Annotated in this window: 23 protein-coding genes and 1 tRNA gene; 11 read left to right on the top strand and 13 right to left on the bottom strand. The window is 52.7% G+C overall.

The window, feature by feature from the left end:
• The first annotated feature begins 157 nt into the window (after nucleotides 1-157).
• Nucleotides 158-961: an undecaprenyl-diphosphate phosphatase gene (locus ACR0JA_RS16790; protein WP_480577356.1), complete on the top strand. Its 804-nt coding sequence runs from the start codon at nucleotides 158-160 to the stop codon at nucleotides 959-961.
• On the opposite strand, the gene ACR0JA_RS16785 is transcribed toward ACR0JA_RS16790, so the two are convergent.
• Nucleotides 962-1,945, bottom strand: coding sequence for a complex I NDUFA9 subunit family protein (locus ACR0JA_RS16785; protein ID WP_480577353.1), 984 nt, complete (start codon nucleotides 1,943-1,945; stop codon nucleotides 962-964).
• Between the two features lie 186 nt (nucleotides 1,946-2,131).
• On the opposite strand from ACR0JA_RS16785, the gene ACR0JA_RS16780 reads away from it, so the two are divergent.
• The 3 genes from ACR0JA_RS16780 (at nucleotide 2,132) to ACR0JA_RS16770 (ending at nucleotide 3,751) form a co-directional block, all read left to right on the top strand.
• A tRNA-Leu gene (locus ACR0JA_RS16780) sits at nucleotides 2,132-2,218 on the top strand.
• A gap of 281 nt (nucleotides 2,219-2,499) precedes the next feature.
• Nucleotides 2,500-3,030: an AlbA family DNA-binding domain-containing protein gene (locus ACR0JA_RS16775; protein ID WP_480577350.1), complete on the top strand. Its 531-nt coding sequence runs from the start codon at nucleotides 2,500-2,502 to the stop codon at nucleotides 3,028-3,030.
• Nucleotides 3,031-3,472: 442 nt separating this feature from the next.
• Complete coding sequence (locus ACR0JA_RS16770; protein ID WP_480577439.1) at nucleotides 3,473-3,751, top strand: ATP-binding protein; 279 nt, start codon at nucleotides 3,473-3,475, stop codon at nucleotides 3,749-3,751.
• A gap of 348 nt (nucleotides 3,752-4,099) precedes the next feature.
• Here ACR0JA_RS16770 and ACR0JA_RS16765 read toward each other — a convergent pair whose 3' ends face one another.
• Together ACR0JA_RS16765 and ACR0JA_RS16760 are read right to left on the bottom strand one after the other, a co-directional pair.
• Entirely contained in the window at nucleotides 4,100-4,345 is a 246-nt protein-coding gene (locus tag ACR0JA_RS16765) for a hypothetical protein (protein WP_480577347.1), read from the bottom strand.
• On the bottom strand, nucleotides 4,342-4,482 hold the full coding sequence (locus ACR0JA_RS16760; RefSeq protein WP_480577345.1) for a hypothetical protein: 141 nt from the start codon (nucleotides 4,480-4,482) through the stop codon (nucleotides 4,342-4,344). Before ACR0JA_RS16760 ends, ACR0JA_RS16765 begins: the two co-directional genes overlap by 4 nt.
• A 158-nt stretch (nucleotides 4,483-4,640) precedes the next feature.
• Between ACR0JA_RS16760 and ACR0JA_RS16755 the strand changes: the two genes are divergently transcribed.
• Together ACR0JA_RS16755 and ACR0JA_RS16750 are read left to right on the top strand one after the other, a co-directional pair.
• Nucleotides 4,641-4,895 (top strand): helix-turn-helix transcriptional regulator, encoded by a 255-nt coding sequence (locus ACR0JA_RS16755; protein WP_480577343.1) that lies wholly within the window; start codon nucleotides 4,641-4,643, stop codon nucleotides 4,893-4,895.
• A gap of 130 nt (nucleotides 4,896-5,025) precedes the next feature.
• Nucleotides 5,026-5,268 carry a glycine zipper 2TM domain-containing protein gene (locus ACR0JA_RS16750; RefSeq protein WP_480577340.1) on the top strand — a complete coding sequence of 81 codons (243 nt, stop codon included), beginning with the start codon at nucleotides 5,026-5,028 and terminating at the stop codon, nucleotides 5,266-5,268.
• A 247-nt stretch (nucleotides 5,269-5,515) separates the two neighbouring features.
• Here the strand turns inward: ACR0JA_RS16750 and ACR0JA_RS16745 are convergent, their stop codons facing one another.
• Nucleotides 5,516-6,001: a YybH family protein gene (locus ACR0JA_RS16745; protein WP_480577337.1), complete on the bottom strand. Its 486-nt coding sequence runs from the start codon at nucleotides 5,999-6,001 to the stop codon at nucleotides 5,516-5,518.
• Between the two features lie 155 nt (nucleotides 6,002-6,156).
• Here ACR0JA_RS16745 and ACR0JA_RS16740 point away from each other — a divergent pair, with 155 nt between their 5' ends.
• Both ACR0JA_RS16740 and ACR0JA_RS16735 read left to right on the top strand, forming a co-directional pair.
• Entirely contained in the window at nucleotides 6,157-7,044 is an 888-nt protein-coding gene (locus ACR0JA_RS16740) for a LysR family transcriptional regulator (protein ID WP_480577335.1), read from the top strand.
• A gap of 850 nt (nucleotides 7,045-7,894) precedes the next feature.
• On the top strand, nucleotides 7,895-8,065 hold the full coding sequence (locus ACR0JA_RS16735) for a hypothetical protein (RefSeq protein ID WP_480577332.1): 171 nt from the start codon (nucleotides 7,895-7,897) through the stop codon (nucleotides 8,063-8,065).
• A 300-nt stretch (nucleotides 8,066-8,365) separates the two neighbouring features.
• Here the strand turns inward: ACR0JA_RS16735 and ACR0JA_RS16730 are convergent, their stop codons facing one another.
• Both ACR0JA_RS16730 and ACR0JA_RS16725 read right to left on the bottom strand, forming a co-directional pair.
• Nucleotides 8,366-8,782 carry a hypothetical protein gene (locus tag ACR0JA_RS16730; RefSeq protein ID WP_480577329.1) on the bottom strand — a complete coding sequence of 139 codons (417 nt, stop codon included), beginning with the start codon at nucleotides 8,780-8,782 and terminating at the stop codon, nucleotides 8,366-8,368.
• 141 nt (nucleotides 8,783-8,923) lie between these two features.
• Nucleotides 8,924-9,550 carry an SOS response-associated peptidase gene (locus ACR0JA_RS16725; protein WP_480577326.1) on the bottom strand — a complete coding sequence of 209 codons (627 nt, stop codon included), beginning with the start codon at nucleotides 9,548-9,550 and terminating at the stop codon, nucleotides 8,924-8,926.
• Between the two features lie 1,661 nt (nucleotides 9,551-11,211).
• Between ACR0JA_RS16725 and ACR0JA_RS16720 the strand changes: the two genes are divergently transcribed.
• Entirely contained in the window at nucleotides 11,212-11,430 is a 219-nt protein-coding gene (locus ACR0JA_RS16720) for a hypothetical protein (protein ID WP_480577323.1), read from the top strand.
• Here ACR0JA_RS16720 and ACR0JA_RS16715 read toward each other — a convergent pair.
• The 6 genes from ACR0JA_RS16715 to ACR0JA_RS16690 form a co-directional block, all read right to left on the bottom strand.
• On the bottom strand, nucleotides 11,427-11,849 hold the full coding sequence (locus ACR0JA_RS16715) for a hypothetical protein (RefSeq protein ID WP_480577320.1): 423 nt from the start codon (nucleotides 11,847-11,849) through the stop codon (nucleotides 11,427-11,429). The two genes, ACR0JA_RS16720 and ACR0JA_RS16715, sit on opposite strands and share 4 nt — an antisense overlap.
• 123 nt (nucleotides 11,850-11,972) lie before the next feature.
• Nucleotides 11,973-12,218, bottom strand: coding sequence for a hypothetical protein (locus tag ACR0JA_RS16710; protein WP_480577317.1), 246 nt, complete (start codon nucleotides 12,216-12,218; stop codon nucleotides 11,973-11,975).
• Complete coding sequence (locus ACR0JA_RS16705) at nucleotides 12,215-12,580, bottom strand: hypothetical protein (protein ID WP_480577314.1); 366 nt, start codon at nucleotides 12,578-12,580, stop codon at nucleotides 12,215-12,217. Before ACR0JA_RS16705 ends, ACR0JA_RS16710 begins: the two co-directional genes overlap by 4 nt.
• 194 nt (nucleotides 12,581-12,774) lie before the next feature.
• Nucleotides 12,775-13,455, bottom strand: a complete 681-nt coding sequence (locus tag ACR0JA_RS16700; protein WP_480577311.1) for a hypothetical protein — start codon at nucleotides 13,453-13,455, stop codon at nucleotides 12,775-12,777.
• A gap of 113 nt (nucleotides 13,456-13,568) precedes the next feature.
• Nucleotides 13,569-13,802: a hypothetical protein gene (locus tag ACR0JA_RS16695; RefSeq protein WP_480577309.1), complete on the bottom strand. Its 234-nt coding sequence runs from the start codon at nucleotides 13,800-13,802 to the stop codon at nucleotides 13,569-13,571.
• Nucleotides 13,799-14,029, bottom strand: coding sequence for an HGGxSTG domain-containing protein (locus tag ACR0JA_RS16690; RefSeq protein ID WP_480577436.1), 231 nt, complete (start codon nucleotides 14,027-14,029; stop codon nucleotides 13,799-13,801). The genes ACR0JA_RS16695 and ACR0JA_RS16690 overlap by 4 nt, the downstream gene beginning before the upstream one ends.
• Nucleotides 14,030-14,233: 204 nt before the next feature.
• Here ACR0JA_RS16690 and ACR0JA_RS16685 point away from each other — a divergent pair, with 204 nt between their 5' ends.
• Nucleotides 14,234-14,572, top strand: a complete 339-nt coding sequence (locus ACR0JA_RS16685) for a hypothetical protein (protein WP_480577306.1) — start codon at nucleotides 14,234-14,236, stop codon at nucleotides 14,570-14,572.
• Between the two features lie 364 nt (nucleotides 14,573-14,936).
• Nucleotides 14,937-15,305: a VOC family protein gene (locus ACR0JA_RS16680; protein WP_480577304.1), complete on the top strand. Its 369-nt coding sequence runs from the start codon at nucleotides 14,937-14,939 to the stop codon at nucleotides 15,303-15,305.
• Between the two features lie 24 nt (nucleotides 15,306-15,329).
• Here the strand turns inward: ACR0JA_RS16680 and ACR0JA_RS16675 are convergent, their stop codons facing one another.
• Nucleotides 15,330-15,545: a hypothetical protein gene (locus ACR0JA_RS16675; protein ID WP_480577301.1), complete on the bottom strand. Its 216-nt coding sequence runs from the start codon at nucleotides 15,543-15,545 to the stop codon at nucleotides 15,330-15,332.
• Between the last annotated feature and the right edge of the window lie 499 nt (nucleotides 15,546-16,044).

The raw sequence follows: 16,044 nt of genomic DNA, 5'->3' as shown, positions 1-16,044 counted from the left end.
GCTGACCTATAATCAAAAAAAACCTACCTGACAGTCAATGTCCTGAAATTATGCGCCCTTTTTAGCTCCGTTTCGGACCTATTTGATCGCTTCCCTTTCCGCCACCACGCTTATACCCATGAAACAAGGAATAGTTGACGGCAGTTCGGCAGGTTTGATGAGTCTTCTTCATTTGATTCTCGTGGCAATAATACAAGGTATTACCGAGTTTTTGCCGATCTCTTCCTCTGGCCACCTGATCTTGCTGCCCGGCCTGACCGGAATGAAAGATCAAGGGCTGGCGATCGATGTCGCAGTGCATGTCGGCACGCTTGGCGCGGTCGTCCTGTATTTCCGGAACGACGTGAAACAAGCGGTTGCGGGCTTGCCTGCCGCCCTCGCTGGTCGAACGGATACGCCGCAGTCCCGATTGGCCCTGGGCTTGATTCTGGCCACGATTCCCACTGTCCTGGCAGGAGCGGTCCTGTACTTTACCGGCTTTGGGCAATCGCTGCGATCCATTGCGGTGATCGGCTGGGCCATGTTGGGGTTTGGGCTGCTACTTTATTGGATGGATCAGAAAGGGCCGCAAACCAAACAGGCATCGGATTGGAGCCTGCGCGATGCGATCGTCATGGGCTTGTGGCAGATGGTGGCGCTGATCCCCGGAACCTCGCGGTCCGGCATTACCATCACCGGCGCACGTCAATTGGGTTACACCCGCGAAGACGGGGCCCGCATTGCCATGCTGATGTCCATTCCGACCATTCTGGCCTCAGGCGCGCTGTTGTCGGTCGAGGTTTTCCGCAGCGCCGATGCTCAACTGGCCAAAGACGGGGCCATCGCGGCAATCTTTGCTTTTCTCTCTGCGTTATTGGCCCTGACCCTGATGATGCGCCTGTTGCGCAGCGTCAGTTTCACGCCCTACGTGATCTACCGGGTCGTCCTTGGCCTGATCCTGCTGTTCATTGCTTACAGCTGATCAGATACGCAGGTTGCTGGCCGAGTTCTGAATGTCATCATACTGCCCCGAGGGGCGGAACTTCCACAGATACTCGGGCAACACTGAATCCATCGTCGCCGGTTCGATCCCAAGATCCGCGAACCCTTTGGCCGCATCGGAAACGACATTGTCTTGACGCAGATTTCTGACCTGATCGCGGGTCAGGATATGGTTCGGGAACAGCTGAAAGCTGACGAACTTTGCTATATCGAGAACGCCGGCCATGATGCGCGCCGCCCAGAAAGGCATTCCAACGACAACACGACGGCGGTGAATCACCCCAAGCATCTGCTGCATCAGGTCGCGGAAGGATCTGACCTCGGGCCCGCCTAGTTCATAAACGCCGCTTTTTGCCTGCCCAAGGGCACCCAAGACAGCCGCACGCGCCACGTCATCCACATAAACCGGCTGAAACCGCGTCTCGGCACCGACCAGAGGCAGAACCGGCCCCAATCGCGTCATCGCCGCAAAGCGGTTGAAGAACTGATCTTCGGTTCCGAAAATGACCGAGGGGCGCAGGATGACAGCATCCGGCATGTGCCGCAGAACACCCGCCTCGCCTTGGGCCTTGGTGCGGGCATATTCGCTGTTCGATTCGGCATCCGCGCCAATGGCAGACAGGTGAACCATGTGGGAAACGCCGCTTTTAGCAGCCAGTCGCGCGATCCGCTCGGCCCCTTCGGCCTGCACCGGTCCGAACTCATTCTTGCCCAGCGCATTCAGAACGCCGACGCAGTTGATCACGACGTCCGCCTCCTGCATGGCCAACGCCACCGAAGCATCGTCGCGGATATTGCACAGGACCGGTTCGACCTGCCCGACAACCCCGTAAGTCTTGACGAACATTGCCTCATTTGGGCGGCGAACAGCCACCCGCACGCGCCAGCCCTCGGCCGCCATTTGCCGCGCAATGTACCGGCCAACAAAGCCTGACCCACCATAAATCGTGACCAATTTGGACATGTTGGCGCTCCTGCTGTCTCTGCCCCTCTGATCTACTATCGGCGCAAGCTTCAAACAAGGCGCAATAACGCCGCGCTCACTTGCCGTGCGACAGGGCTGTGCGCGCAGTAAAAAAACTTTCAAATTTCTTCCCGAATCCGGTTGACGCGCCCCACCAGTCGGCTTAAACGCCCCTCCACGACACCTGCCCAGGTGGCGGAATTGGTAGACGCGCTAGCTTCAGGTGCTAGTGTCCGTATGGACGTGGAGGTTCGAGTCCTCTCCTGGGCACCATTTCTCCCGTAAAAATCCAATATTATCAATTACATGATTGATATCGTTTGACTACTATCCACCCTTGAAACCACCTTGCACCGTTCTCATGCGATCCATCCAAAAAACGTGCGGGCTTAAGCCTAAGTATGATTTTGAAATGTCAAGCAGGGAGATTGAATTACCTTTGCTGCTACCAATTTGCTTCGGGATGGATTCGGATAAGCCTGCAACTATTGCAGTGGCCGTCCAAGTGATGTTCTAATTTCAGGAAAGTTACCCTGGAGGTAAACTAAGGACGAATGGTGTTTTCCGTACATGATAAGGCCGCTTTGATTGAGCATTTGAAAGGCCTTCCCAGAGAAACAGATACGCTTGAACTTAACTCGAACAAATTTGATGCAGAGCGAGTTGGAAAGTACGTTTCAGCGCTAGCAAACTCTGCAATGTACGAAGGAGTTGATTACGGTTTCATCGTTTGGGGGTTGGATGACAATACACGTGAGGTTATTGGCACCGGCCTTGATATTTCGTCTGAAATGGTAGGCAACGACGAATTCATCCATTGGCTAAACAGAGCGATTAGCCCTCAAACGAACACCTCTATCGAGGCCTTAGAGCTCGATGGGAAAAATGTTCAGCTGTTATGCGTTGAACCCGGTTACCGTGAACCGGTTCATTTCAAGGGCGATCCCTACATCAGAATTGGTGACGCACTTCAAAAACTAAACAAAAACGCTGACAGAGCGCGTGTCGTTTGGACAAATACATCACGTTTTTGCCTGGAGGACACAAAGGTTCTGCGGCACATCGACCGTTCAGGGATCTATTGAAGGTTTGATGTTAGCCCATTAGCTCACGGTCTGGCGAAACGCGAAGTAAGTGAAATCCGAAATTAGATGTTTTGCTCCAGCACGGACTTGTTCATAATGATAACAAAGGGGGATATGACGTAACTGCCCTTCTTGCTCTGGCTTGCGCTAACAAACTAAGTGATTACGCAAGTCTTGTTCGTAAAGGCGTCCGCGTTACCACGTACGACGGAGTAGACAAGCTCGAAGCGCACACAGACATTCATGGTGATCGCGGGTATGCAACTACATTTGAAGCTTTACTAGCTTACGTCATGGATAGTGTCCCTCAGTCTGAGGATATGTCGGGGGGCGTCAGGAGAACAGTCTATGAAATCCCTGAGGTTAGCATCAGAGAATTCTTAGCAAATTCCATTGTTCACCAAGATTTGGTGGAGGTCGGTGATGGCCCGCTAGTAGAAATATTCGCAGACAGAAAAAAATATCCAATCCCGGTGAACCGTTGGTCGATCCTGAGCGCTTTATTGACGCACCATCTAAGAGCAGAAATGCAAAGTTCGGTAAGCTTATGCGTGATTTTGGTTTGTGCGGGGAGCGTGGGAGCGGCGTTGACCGAGCGATACGGGCTATTGAGAGTGCGGTCTTACCCCCGCCGCTCTTTCAATCCATCGAGGTTCGAACAGTCGTTACTGTTTTCATGACGAAGAAATTTGCGGATATGACGCCGGAAGAGAGAATTTGAGCTTGCTACCAACATGCGTGTTTGAGATTTGAGCAAAATGATCCTATGAGCAACGCTTCTCTTAGAGAGCGTTTTGGTCGCCCGCAAAGGCAATACCCTCAAATTTCGAACGTTATTCGTGATGCTATTGAGGCGGGGAAGATCAAGCCACGCGATGAGGATCAAGCAAATCGTCTAGCGCGCTATGTACCAAGCTATGCCTAGTTCATCTTTTATGTAATTCACTCGCTGTAATCTCGGGCAAGAACTGGTCCGACCAGTGACGGTTGACGGTATAAAAACTCATATCAAATCTCACAAAAGAAAACGGGCGCAGGTAATGCCGCGCCCTTCTTTGGTACTCAAAATTTAGGCTGCTTTGTTCTGCACTTTTCTTACCTCTGATGCAGCAAGTTCAAGGCGTTCAATCGCATCCGCCGCCAGTTCAACGATCGCTTCAAGTAGCGCGTCGTAGCCACCCTTGTTTGCCAGGTCGATGTTCACTGCTGAATCACTTGCAGCGATGCCGACGCGGCAAAGATTGAAAATGGCGTAGCAGTTGCCCTCTGCAGACTTGGAATATTCAGCCTCGTACAGTGCGAATGTATCGTTCATGACACCAACTCCGGCTCATTCACCGAATCCAAGGCGACGTTGAGATTGTGGGCTCGCTCCTGCGCCATAGTCATGACCTCGACCATGTTATCACGACCGTCGATGCCACTGGCCAGCGCAATTGAGGCGTCAAGCATGCATTCGATGATGAGCGCTTCTTGCTGCAATTCAGCGCGGGTTCAGCTTATTCTTGGATAGGGTAAAACTTCCCCTTTCGCGCAAACGCGTTGTTCAGTCATTGCTGTTTCCTCCGGTTGTGGTATTGATAGAAATCATATCATAACGAGCGGTGTAAATGTCAATAGAAATTCTATCAATAAGGCAAATCAAAGCCGCACGGGCATTGTTAGCCTGGTCGCAAGTAGACTTGGCCGAACGCTCAGGGGTGTCTTATCCCACAATAGCCAGACTTGAAACCAACGACGGGCCAGTGGGGGGTCGAAAAGAGACCGCAAAGGCGATCCGAGTTGCCCTCGAAGCTCAAGGCATTCAGTTTCTGGATGAGGGCGAAACTGCCAAAGGTGCTGGCGTGGCTTTGACAAAGAAATAGTGGGTGGCAAAGAGTTCCTTCATTAAGATTTGGTTAACCTCAAACCAATCAGACGTTGATGCCTTGTACAATAGACCGCCAAGAGCCACCTACTCAGATAACAAATTCGGGAATTTGAGAGGCAATTGAGATGAGCAAAGCAATGATAGCCTGTGCGCTTGGAATCTCACTGCTCCTGGCTGCATGTGGGGCACCGACGACGCCAACTCAGGCGCAGGTACAGCATGACGCTCGCTGTGCTGCAGGTATCCTGGGTGGCGCTGCCCTTGGCGGAGTGGTTGGGAACCGGTTCGGTGGCGGAACAGGCAAGACCCTGGCAACAGCGGCGGGCGCAGGTGTTGGAATGTACGCTGGGCAATCAGCCTGCAATTAACAACTCACGAAGCTGCCGATGGGATTGGGTTGGTTGTGGCTACGAAGTCGAGGGGATAGCTTCGTGCGTGTATTCCCCGAAATCTACAACAACCACATACTTTGATATTCCGCGATGAGCCCAAAGCAGAAAATTCAGGCTATTATTTGCTGGAAGGTCTGAACCGGGTCTTCAGTAGAGAATGCGGCTTGCGAGCCGCGAAAGCCCGGTTCAAACCTATTGACTGCCAACTTGGCTGACCCAAGATTCAGAATGGTCCCATGCCATCATAGGTCACTGGTAACGCTTGGTCCGAAGCCCAGGTGTCGCGAGCCACCCTCCAGACACCATCTTCCTCAAGACGATAGATGTTTATGCCGTTGCCCGTATCGACGACGCTTGTTCCACCGTTGCGCGGTGTATCCACGACACGGTATGAGTAACGCTCAAACGCCCAATCCCCGGCCACTACGAACTCCAATGGCGTCTTTTGCCACTGGGTCTCGAAATGCTCGAAATAGCCAGCGATCCAAGGACTGGCGGACTCCTTTCCTTCGATTGCAGGAGAATTTGGGGCAAGTAAGACGACATCGTCGGTTACGGTCGCCAGCACCTCTCCAAGGTCGTTTGAATTGATTGCCGCGAGGTAGGCATCATGGGCTTTGCTTGCCGTGTCGGCGGGCGTTTCCGCAAGTGCAAGTGTTGTATTGCAGATGACAGCGAGAGCGGTCGCGTTGATTTTTGCAAGGGACATTTGATTGACTCCTCTGTTCGTAGGGTCGCCTGATAACGTATCTGGGCTAAATGTTTTCTTGACCCTCAAGGCTAGATGAGCCCATTTTGCAGTTAAAAACGGTAAAGCGTGAGTCGCAAATATTTTGAATTCTTTAAGTTCAGGTACTAATCGGAATGACGATCAACTGGCGTGAAATCCCGTCGCTTAGCATGCTCCGAGCATTTGAGGCCACCGCGCGACTGAATGGATACTCCGCAGCGGCACGAGCCCTCAATGTAACCCCGGCAGCCATCGCGCAGCATGTCCGAAATCTAGAGGCGGAGGTTGGCGCAACGCTGGTACGCCGCGAGGGCCGGGGTCTTGCGATTACGAATGAGGGTATGCAGTTGGCAGCGTCACTTACTGAGGGCTTTGCTCTGATTGCTCGTGGGATCGACAACATGAAGTTACAGGGGGCGACGCGAGGCGTACGGGTGTCCACGACTGACTTCTTCGTTGATACTTTGATCCTGCCCTCACTTGGTGACTTCTGGAAGCAGTACCCTGGCCTTCAAGTTTCTTTTTCACCCGAAGGCAATTCTGCACCAGTTGATCTGGAGCGCTTCGATATTGTGATCCGTGGAGCGGGGAAAGACCATATCTTTGACGGTTTTGGGCAAACAAAATTACTTGATACACAGATGATTGTGTATGCCTCTCCAGCGCTTGTTGGAGACGGGCAAACCGACTTGTCGCAATTGCCGTGGATATTGGACCGGACTCTTGGTGGAAGTGTTTTTCAGGACATGGTGCGCTTGGTTGGTTGTGACCCAAAGCAAATCAAACAGGTCGATCCAGCGAGCGGAAGATTTGAGATTGAAGCCGCGCTGATGGGACTCGGTGTGCTGGTAGGACCGGAAGTGACAGTGCGTAATCATTTGGCCGACGGCAGCCTCATCAGTTTGGCCGCACCACCTGAATTGGAAAGCGCCTACTACGCAATTCATCGCGACGGGAAACTGGCAGGAACAGCTCAAATTTTTTTGGATTGGCTCAAGCGGATATTGGTTGCGAGCCAATGACAGCTTTGTCCGCCTTGCTGCCATCGATGCGCATTGGAGACATTGGCGTTCCGAGGCCAGGGCCTCAGAGTATTCTGGCCTGTGTAACCCGCATCACTGACGACCCCGTTGGAATGGCCCAAAGTAGGCGCAGTTAACGAGTAAGCGTTGGTGTATTTGAGAACGCTGGTTATTGGTAATTAGTTTGGTGGGGCGCGCTTGTGGTGGGTGCGCCCCTTTTCTTTGGCTATCAGACAATTGTGACGCCAAGTCCGATTTCTTCCCCCTTATGTCTCAAAATGTAACCACCATATGCGCTTGGTCGCTGCGGGTTGTCACTCACGGAAGGGGATCCTTGAGCCCATCGTCCCAACGCGGTTCGGATGAGACTCGCAGCGACACTGTCAGAACTGACTATCTGTACGACAGACTTTCTTTAACTTTCCTCCCAAAACTTGCCGCGCGAGTGTCAAACTTCACTGTTCTTTGATTGCTAGGGTGTTTGATGTACTAAGCAAGTATCCAGGTGAGGCACTGATGAAGCACGTTCCCGCTACAACCCAAACAGTCGTTTCCCACGCCTACAGTCTCGGAGACAACGATGCAGAGAGACACATCGCGCTGTGGGCGGGAAGCCAACTCATGGCGCTCTTTGGCAACCGAGCGGACATCTATCAGGAACACGCCGACATTTGGGCCAAAAAGCTGAGTTCTTGGGGTTCGCGTACTCAAGTCGAAAATAGATGATGGCTGCGTGACTTTAGGCCAGTCTTCGCCGTGTCGGGAATGCCGCCTGTCAGAATCGCGCGTTTTCGGGTATGCAATCTATCAGGTAGGCACCCAACGTTTCATTCTACTCTGAGGCATTGCCATGACCTTTGTCCGCACACCAACTGACTATCACGCTGCGCTTCGGGAAATCGAATATCTCTGGGGTTCAGACCCAGACACAGATGAAGGCCGCAAGCTGGACGAGTATCTAAAGGCGGTTGAGCGATACGAGGAAAACGACAAGTACAAAAAACAGCCCGTTTCCGCGTGACGCTCTGTACCATTACACGCCACTCGCTGATTTGGGAGGACGAATATGAATAGGAACTTTCTGATTATTGCGGCTGTGATTATTGTGGTCGTCCTAGGTTTGTCCGCCATGAGATCCGGGGATGTGGGCGTAGGTGTTGAAGAGGCAACACCGGCTACTGCGACTGACTGAGCGCGAATTGCGGGCCTGTGAGCTGGCTACAGGCGTTTGACGGGTAAGTCGGGACGACCAACCCGTTGTTGTGACTGACGGGCGTATTTGGGGGCTCTGTGGCACTGAGTGCCCCCATCTGCATCAGTACTACTTGGCCTTTTTCTCAAAGTTCTTCCAGAACTTCAGCTTTTGCTCGAAGGTCTTCTCCATCTCCTTCGGTTTTGCTTTGGGGACGGCCTGCTGCACAACGTGCGCTACTTCGTGTTTGAGCAATTTCCGTGCCGCAGAGGCAGTTTTTGCAGCCTTCGATACCTGAACCTGTAGCTCTTTGTTGGCTTTTGGGTCAGCGCATTTTTTCTTTTTGGCAGTAGAGATGGCCTTTTGCGCAGCCTTGCCTTGTTTCATTGCGACAGTGAGGGCCTTTTTAAACGGAGCCAGCATCTTCTTCGCCGCTGGAGATGCCTTTTCAGCTTGGTCGATGAATTTGGCCTGTCGAACAATAGCTGCTCCAATTTGGTCGGCCTCTTTTTCGAGTTTAGCCATCTCGTTGATTTCAATCTTCACTTTATGTCTCCTTGGCCGGAAGTGTTCCATTGTTTCGATTGGCAGATTTGACCGACTCTGCGCTGGAGTTCAGTGAAGTCTGTCACCTAGACAGAAATTAGGTGCAGACGGGTTTCTTCCGGGATCTGCTGAGTGTTGCCATCAGGCGTCAAAAGCCTCGATCAGCTCCGGCCCATCATCGTCTCTGCGTATGGGCGAGACCTTGTGATAGCTCATCCTGCCTTCCCATTCGGTTCCAAGCTCTTGTGCCGCGTCGTGGTCAATCTCGCCCGACATCCAAGGCACCAGGTTCTCATTGGAAAGTATAACCGGCGACCTACCGTGGATGTGTTCAACTTGATGCAGGGCCGGTCTCGTCAGTATCGTGCAAGTGTGCAGCCCGGATTTCAGTTTTGAATACGATCCCGCAAAGTACATGCAGGGATCATTGGTCTCAGTCTTGATAACCCAAGGCTGCTTAGCGCCCTTTGGTCCGGTCCATTCATAGTAAAAGCTGGCAGGAATGATGCATCTGCTGTGGTTCCATGCCACTCGGTACGAACCCAGCACGTTTGCCGTCTCTATCTTTGCGTTGAATGTGGTGGGCTTCCACTCCTTCACATCACCCTTGAACCAGCGCGGGACAAGCCACCAACGGGCTGTGGTACTGAAGGACTGGTCATCTCGCAGAAAGCCAATGTCCTGCATCTGAGTGGGCTTGACGTTCCAACTCATCGAAAGGTCTTTGGCGTTCGGATCACGCTCATTTGGAATGGGAACGCCATTCACGATCCAGTTTTGCAGAGCATATAGCTCTGATCATGTCATTCCGGGTCTGCCGACTCGTCCGCACATCCTGAGAGCATAGCGAAATCACGCGAACGTTTGGTGAACTTTGTTGATGGCGCGACGTGCTACTCGCAAAGAATTAACGCTCTCGGGGTTCGAATTCTTCATCGAAGGAGTATGATTTTAAACGAAAAGGAGTTGAGCGATGATTGAGTGCGTGTTTTTAGCGGGAACTTTTTGGCTTAAAGGTTTTTTGTTCAACAGCGATGAATTTCTAATCAGGGTGGATAAGATTCAAATGGTGAGCCCAGACTACGAAGGCCTTACCAGGACTGGTGGAACGACAATCAAATTGTTTGGGGAAGACCTGTCCGTGCAGGATAGCGTTGGAGAAGTCATGACAGCGCTGGGAGACTGCAACGAACGCACAGACTAGGGCAGCAGTTTAAAGACGATTGGACAAGGCGCTTAGCTGGAACAAGAGCAAGGGCTGGCTGAGGGGGTAGAAGCCAACCCCGCTCCTAGTCTCGAGGGGGTGAGTGGTATTTCTGCTTCTACACTACGTATTTTACGAGTCAGGCGATATTGGGGGATTCCCGTAAAGCGGGAATTTTGAGCGAAACGGTTTGTTTCCACTGTGCGAACTGTAAGTTTCGCATTGAGTCGTGGACACAATTTTGCCGCAATGCGATATTGGCCAGGTGGGCGGTATGTCTTGATTTTAGCACGTTCTAGTTATTTCGACTGGATTTGAGGGGGTTACCTAGTACGGCGTGCCGCCCCACGACCTACACACCAACCTGGCGTTATACGAATTGCGTTTTTTGAATGTTGGCGCGCTGCCGTTGATTTCATCCAGTGGTCGTATTTGGAACACTTAACACATATATCAGTTAGACGCGGCGCGCCTTGATGGGATTGCGATTTCAACGAGGGGGTACGAGTTTGGCGCGTCGCACCTCGTTTAAACGACAATGTCACTCCTGCCGAAAATAAAACTCGCCACTATCGTGCGTCGTCGTGTGCGGATCTGATTTGTGAGTCATAAGCACTGTCTCAATTGCATTCTTGCAGGCTTTCAACGTTGGGGTGTCGAGCAACTCATAAAATGGCCCGGACCATTCGAAGTGCATCTTCACCAACTCAAGATGAACGCGTTGGCGAAAGGCAGGCTCTGGTTCACCCTTTAGCCGGTTCACTTGCAGCAACCCGAGCTGTGGAAGTTCGGCAGCAGTGAGCTCGCCATTTAGACTTTTCAGAAACGTTGGCCGTAGGACGGGAAGGTTTGGTTGGGAAGGCCTACTGGGCTCTCCAGCCACGTTAAACTCAGTCACAATTCAACTCACAAAATCAAGCAGCGCTTACCTGGGTAGTGTTTTGCGCTCGGAAAACAGAACTCAATACTGAGATTTCATTGATACGGCGTCTGACTAACGGAGCAAAGGAAATAGTTCAGTGATCGGAACTTTGTCCGGTTATCGAAGCGAGATTCCGCGCATGGACCGCAGCTCTAGTCTGAATCCTCAAGGAGCTTTGACCAGTTTACAGTCAATATTGCATTTAGCGGATACGCGGGAACAGGTATTGATATTGTTGGGTATTCCGGGTCTAGCTACCCCTCAGCGCTTTACACACTGTTTGCCGGTGCCCATGTTGAGGGCATGACTGTTGCTGACCTGTCTATTTTCCAACTCTATTGCGTTGCAATGGCCGCTGCGTTTGTTATTGCCTTGGGCTACTGGGCGTTCCGGGAAATGCTAATCGATACGGACAATCAGCTTTCCTGGCTTGGTTACACTTTCATTGGCCTAGGCGCTGTCGGTGGAATTATTGGCCCCGCGCTTTACGGGGCCTGGATACTCTACACCGCCCTCAACTAACGCCGCTCCATGGATTGAGCGAATTGCAGGTAGGCTAGCAATGGGTCACGCTGCACCGGTTGGATTGGTTGTCCCTGCATCGGGGCGAACTGAGCCGGTGTCGGACGGTTGAATTCTTCATCCAACGCAACAAACTCCTCGCCAACTCCAGCAATCGCCCTGTTTCGCAAGGCTTCAGGCGTTTGAAGCTCATCGAAATTTAGAATGCATTTGGAGCCTTGTTGGGTTTGAGCGACAATCGGGGATGCGTGAGCGCCCGGCCCGTACTGCCCAGCAACGGTCCCCGCTTGCCCAATCTCTCTGCCGAATATGCCGCTTCCGAAGGGGTTAGCTTGATTGGACGTAAACGCGGATTTTAGCCTCGAAAAGATATTAGGTCGGGCAACTTTGCCAGCGAAGTTTCCAAATAGCGGGTTCATTGAACTGTCTCCGTACTAATTCCTGGTCCTGTGGTACTCAGCATCAATGCCCGCGCCATAATTCCTTTGAGCGGCCCCCGTGCCGACGTGACGGCATGGCGGATTTGCGGCGGCAGTATCCCACTAGTCAATATGTCGGCTATCTGCGGCGCTACGAACACCAGCACCGATGCTTTCGAAGTCCCGGATGTTAGCACGGGGCACCCATCCGCTTTGGCGCAAGCCGGTCATGGCGCGCTCAAACAGTGAAGGGGTATAGGTCTCAACTGTGGAGCCATCACCCTGCGGCCCGCTTTGAGCCTGGCGCGCTGCTGCCTGTTGTGCTTTTAGCTGACGCAGGCGCAAGTCTGTTTTGGGGTCTCCGCTCAATATCCCAACTCCTGATAGCGACGCGATAGGGCCTTTTGCTGGGCTGGCGTCAAAGTGTCTATGTCGATGGCGTTCAGCTCGTTGATTTCCATTGTGGTATAGTCAGAACTGCCTGCTGTCCCCGTCGGAGTCGCGTTCTGCGCCCCTTCAGGGACCGCCTCAACTGTACCATCAGCCAGCATTTGCCACCGGCCCTCTCCATAGGCGAGGTCGAGGGCGAGTATCCGGTAGGCATTGGCCGCGCGGGCGTATTCTTCGGCGCTGGTCGAGTTGTTCAACGCAGTCACCGCATTGCCGATTGCCTGGCGCTCTCCATCGGTCAGGTTTCCGACTGCCCCGCCTGTTGGGCTGTTGTCCCGCATGTTTTGGATTTCTGCCAATGCCGCCGAGTCCGTGATTTGGTTTGTCCGGTTGCCAAAGTCTACAGCATCGGAGCCCGTCAGAAGTTGACCAAACCCAGTGCGCCGCAAATCATCTACGGCACCCGTAACCGGCAAGCCGCCGTCTTGAATTTCGTCAAGGTTCAAGCCAATAGATGTGAGGCTTGTGCCCAGCTTCAGTTTAGTCTGCGTGTCCTTGTTCGTTTCTTTTTCAGCGTTCGCCTGCATCTCAATTGCTGCTGGACCGCCCGGAATTGGTTCTGCCATGTCGTTCTAGCGGTCATAGCGCCAGCCTTGAGGGAGACCCGCTTGGTTGCCATAGAGATAGCGGTCCTCACCAAGCCGCCAGTTGTGACGTTTACATGGGTTCCGTTTCCGCCAACCTCGACAATCTTGCCCTTGTTCGCACCGGAGACGCCGACCTGATAAGACTTGTTCGGGTCCAGGTTTGGCAAGGATTGCATCTCTTCAGGCGTCAGGCGACGCCAGCCTTCCTGCTGAGCCTCGACGTTCGGCAGGACCCGTGAACCATCCTCGTAGTATTGGAAACCATCAGCCCCGGCTACTATGCGGCGTTGTTTCTCGCCCGAGTAGTCGGCGATGACGTCTCCAGTGACGGGATTCACCAACCGATTGCCAACCACAACGCCTTTCTGTGGTGCCTGCGGTTCCATCATCTTCATGATGTACGGCCCGGCCAAAGATGGGGGCATCGAGGCCAGGACTTGCCGGTATGCCGGGTCCATGCGCTCAAGCGCAGGGCCAATCGCCTCTTGCATTTGGGCGTGTCGGTCCTGCTGTTGAAGCCGCGAATACATAGGCGCAAGGTTTGGCATTCGCCCAGCATCTAACTGCATTAGACCGTGTCCCAAGCCTTAATTGATAGTTGCGGTACGGGGCGACATATTTCCAAAAATCCCCTTCCTGTTCATCGCTTTTGCCTCTGTAAATTCCATCTATCTATTCCTTTTCAGTGCGGGCCAAAAACGGAACAATGCGTCTCAAGCTGCCAGTGGAGCTTGGCGTATGCTCTGAATGCCGCCATTGTGATTTGTGGGTCCAAGTTGGTTTCGATGAATGTATCCAGCCAAGGTGCCCAATCGATGATATCTGGCGGGTAGCGGTCGCAGGCCATGGCAACTAATTGCGTGGCCGCAACCCGCGTTTTCATTTCGTCGGTAAGTTCGAGGTCAATGCCAGTCATTGTGCGCAATCCGCTTCTTGGTAAGCGTTCAGTGCGGCATGCAGCATCCCCCAGCGGGCAATCTGTGCTTCCGACTGACGCTTGCGGCCTTCTGGCGTCTTTGAACCCGTCGATAGCCCACCGTACAGGCGGCAACGGCCAGTGCTGTTGATTGGCAATTCCTGACAAGGGCCGTCCGCAGTGCGCGCGCCGCAACGGGTGACTATGAGTGTTTTTCTGCCTTCCATCTCTTCTCTTGCCCCTGTCAATTCTGCCAGCATCACTTTGGACAAAAGGTATTATATTACCTCGTAGAAAGCAAGAACAGAGCAGAACTTTAAAGGGAACATTGAGAGAATCCGAGATTGGTGCGCATCAAGCTTCGGAATCGTAGTACGATGACGATTACGGATTGCATTTAATACGCCTGTTCTTTGGCCAAGGAGATGCCAATGGAGATTACTAAGGAAATTATTGAACTGATTTTGACAGCTTCACTTGTCGGATTTGCGATATTGGCAAGCGGTTTAACGGTGGTGTTTGGCATCCTTTTCTGGAAAAACGCCGATGGAAGTATCGAGAAAATTGGACTTCTCGCAGAAAAGATGCAGCTTCTTAAGTTTGCAACGACAATTCTAATCGTTCTCTCCGCATCTCTGTTGGGCCTGCTAGGTATAATTGACCCCAATGCTGTGGTTGCTGTTTTGAGCGCGATAAGTGGTTATGTACTTGGCTCGGAAACGGCCGCTCGTCGAGACCGACCGACAAACCCACCACCCAGTGAAAGCTGAGTGCCGGTCTGTGCAAGACTGCGTTGGAAAAGTGCTGACCGCTTTGGCTGACTGCAACGAACGCGGGGATTACCTCACCCTGAGAAACGGCCTGTAGCACCGCCCGTGCTGCCTCAGAGGCGTCCGCCGCTGATTTGATGGGTGGTAGGCCGAAATTCACCGGCGCATCCTTTCTCGTGGGTGCTATCCGTTCTAGGCAAAGACGCAGGGCCGTGCTGTCGCCCTGAAGAGCCAACTCGACGGCCTTCTGGGTGATTTGCTCAGACTGGCCCTCCAGCAGTTCCTCAATACTCAGATGACTGCGCCATCACTCAAGACCCACATTCTATGTGTATTCCAATTGAGGAACTGGTATGCATCCAGCATGGCACTGCTAGCTTTTGACCATGTAAACGTGCGTACCGCCAATCTCGAAAAAATGGTTGAGTGGTACGGGGAAGTACTGGGCCTTGCCCCGGGCAATCGACCTGATTTCGATTTTCCAGGCGCGTGGCTTTATCTGAATGGCAGGGCAGTTGTGCATCTGGTCGGAGTGATTGAGGAGCCTGCAATTGGCGCCAACCCGTCATTAGAGCACTTCGCCTTTCAGTCTGAGGGTTTCGACGAATTTGTCGGTAAACTGAGAGAGATGGGTATCGCACACACGGTCGATCCAGTGCCGGGAATGCCGATTGTGCAGGTCAACCTAAGGGATTTTGACGGCAACCACATTCACGTCGACTTTGAAGTCTAAGTTCCCCTCGGCTTGCATTGAAACCTATGAGCTACGTTTGCGGCTCAGCAAGCCGTATTTCACCGCCCAGGACCGAAAGGAACGTCGCTTACGATCCACCTTGATAAGCTGCTTTTTCGATTTCGAACCACCCCGTCGGTTGAACTCGAAGACATCTATGATCCGCTCGGCGCATCCGCAGGCTTCACCCATACCAACTTTGGCGAAGTAGAACTTTTCGAAGCTTTCTGGGTTCTTCATTGTGATCCTCCAGTCATATTCGACCCCGTATTCGGCAGGATGCCAATTCAAATCTTGCTGCGTGAATTGGGTCACTGACGGCCCAAGCGGAATCAGCCATATTGAGGGCATTAACGAGTATGCGTTGGTGTATTTGAGAACGCAAAATTTACAATATCCTCCCAGTGAAAGGGCGCGCTTGTGGTGGGTGCGCCCTTTTACTTATCACGATTTGACCGAGCCGAGCGACACCCCGTGCGGGGCAGACATGGATCCGGAAACCGACACTGGGCATATGTGGCCTGGACAATCCGCCAATTCATTGGCCGAGACCAGGTGGCTTCCGAGATTGAGCGCCGCAATGGTCGTGCGGGAGAATTACCGAGCGAATGCCATTCATTGAAGATACCACGGACCCAGAAAACGCGTAAAATAGCACCTACGCTATGACGACAGATTACGTTTTTCCACTCCCCAAAACCTCGTTACGCAGGTCTGTGAGCGCGATTTGGGGAAGGGA

This window comes from Ruegeria sp. AM4 (assembly GCF_056540665.1).
The sequence above is the reverse complement of the archived record's forward strand: the minus strand, read 5'-3'. Positions and strand labels throughout refer to the sequence as shown.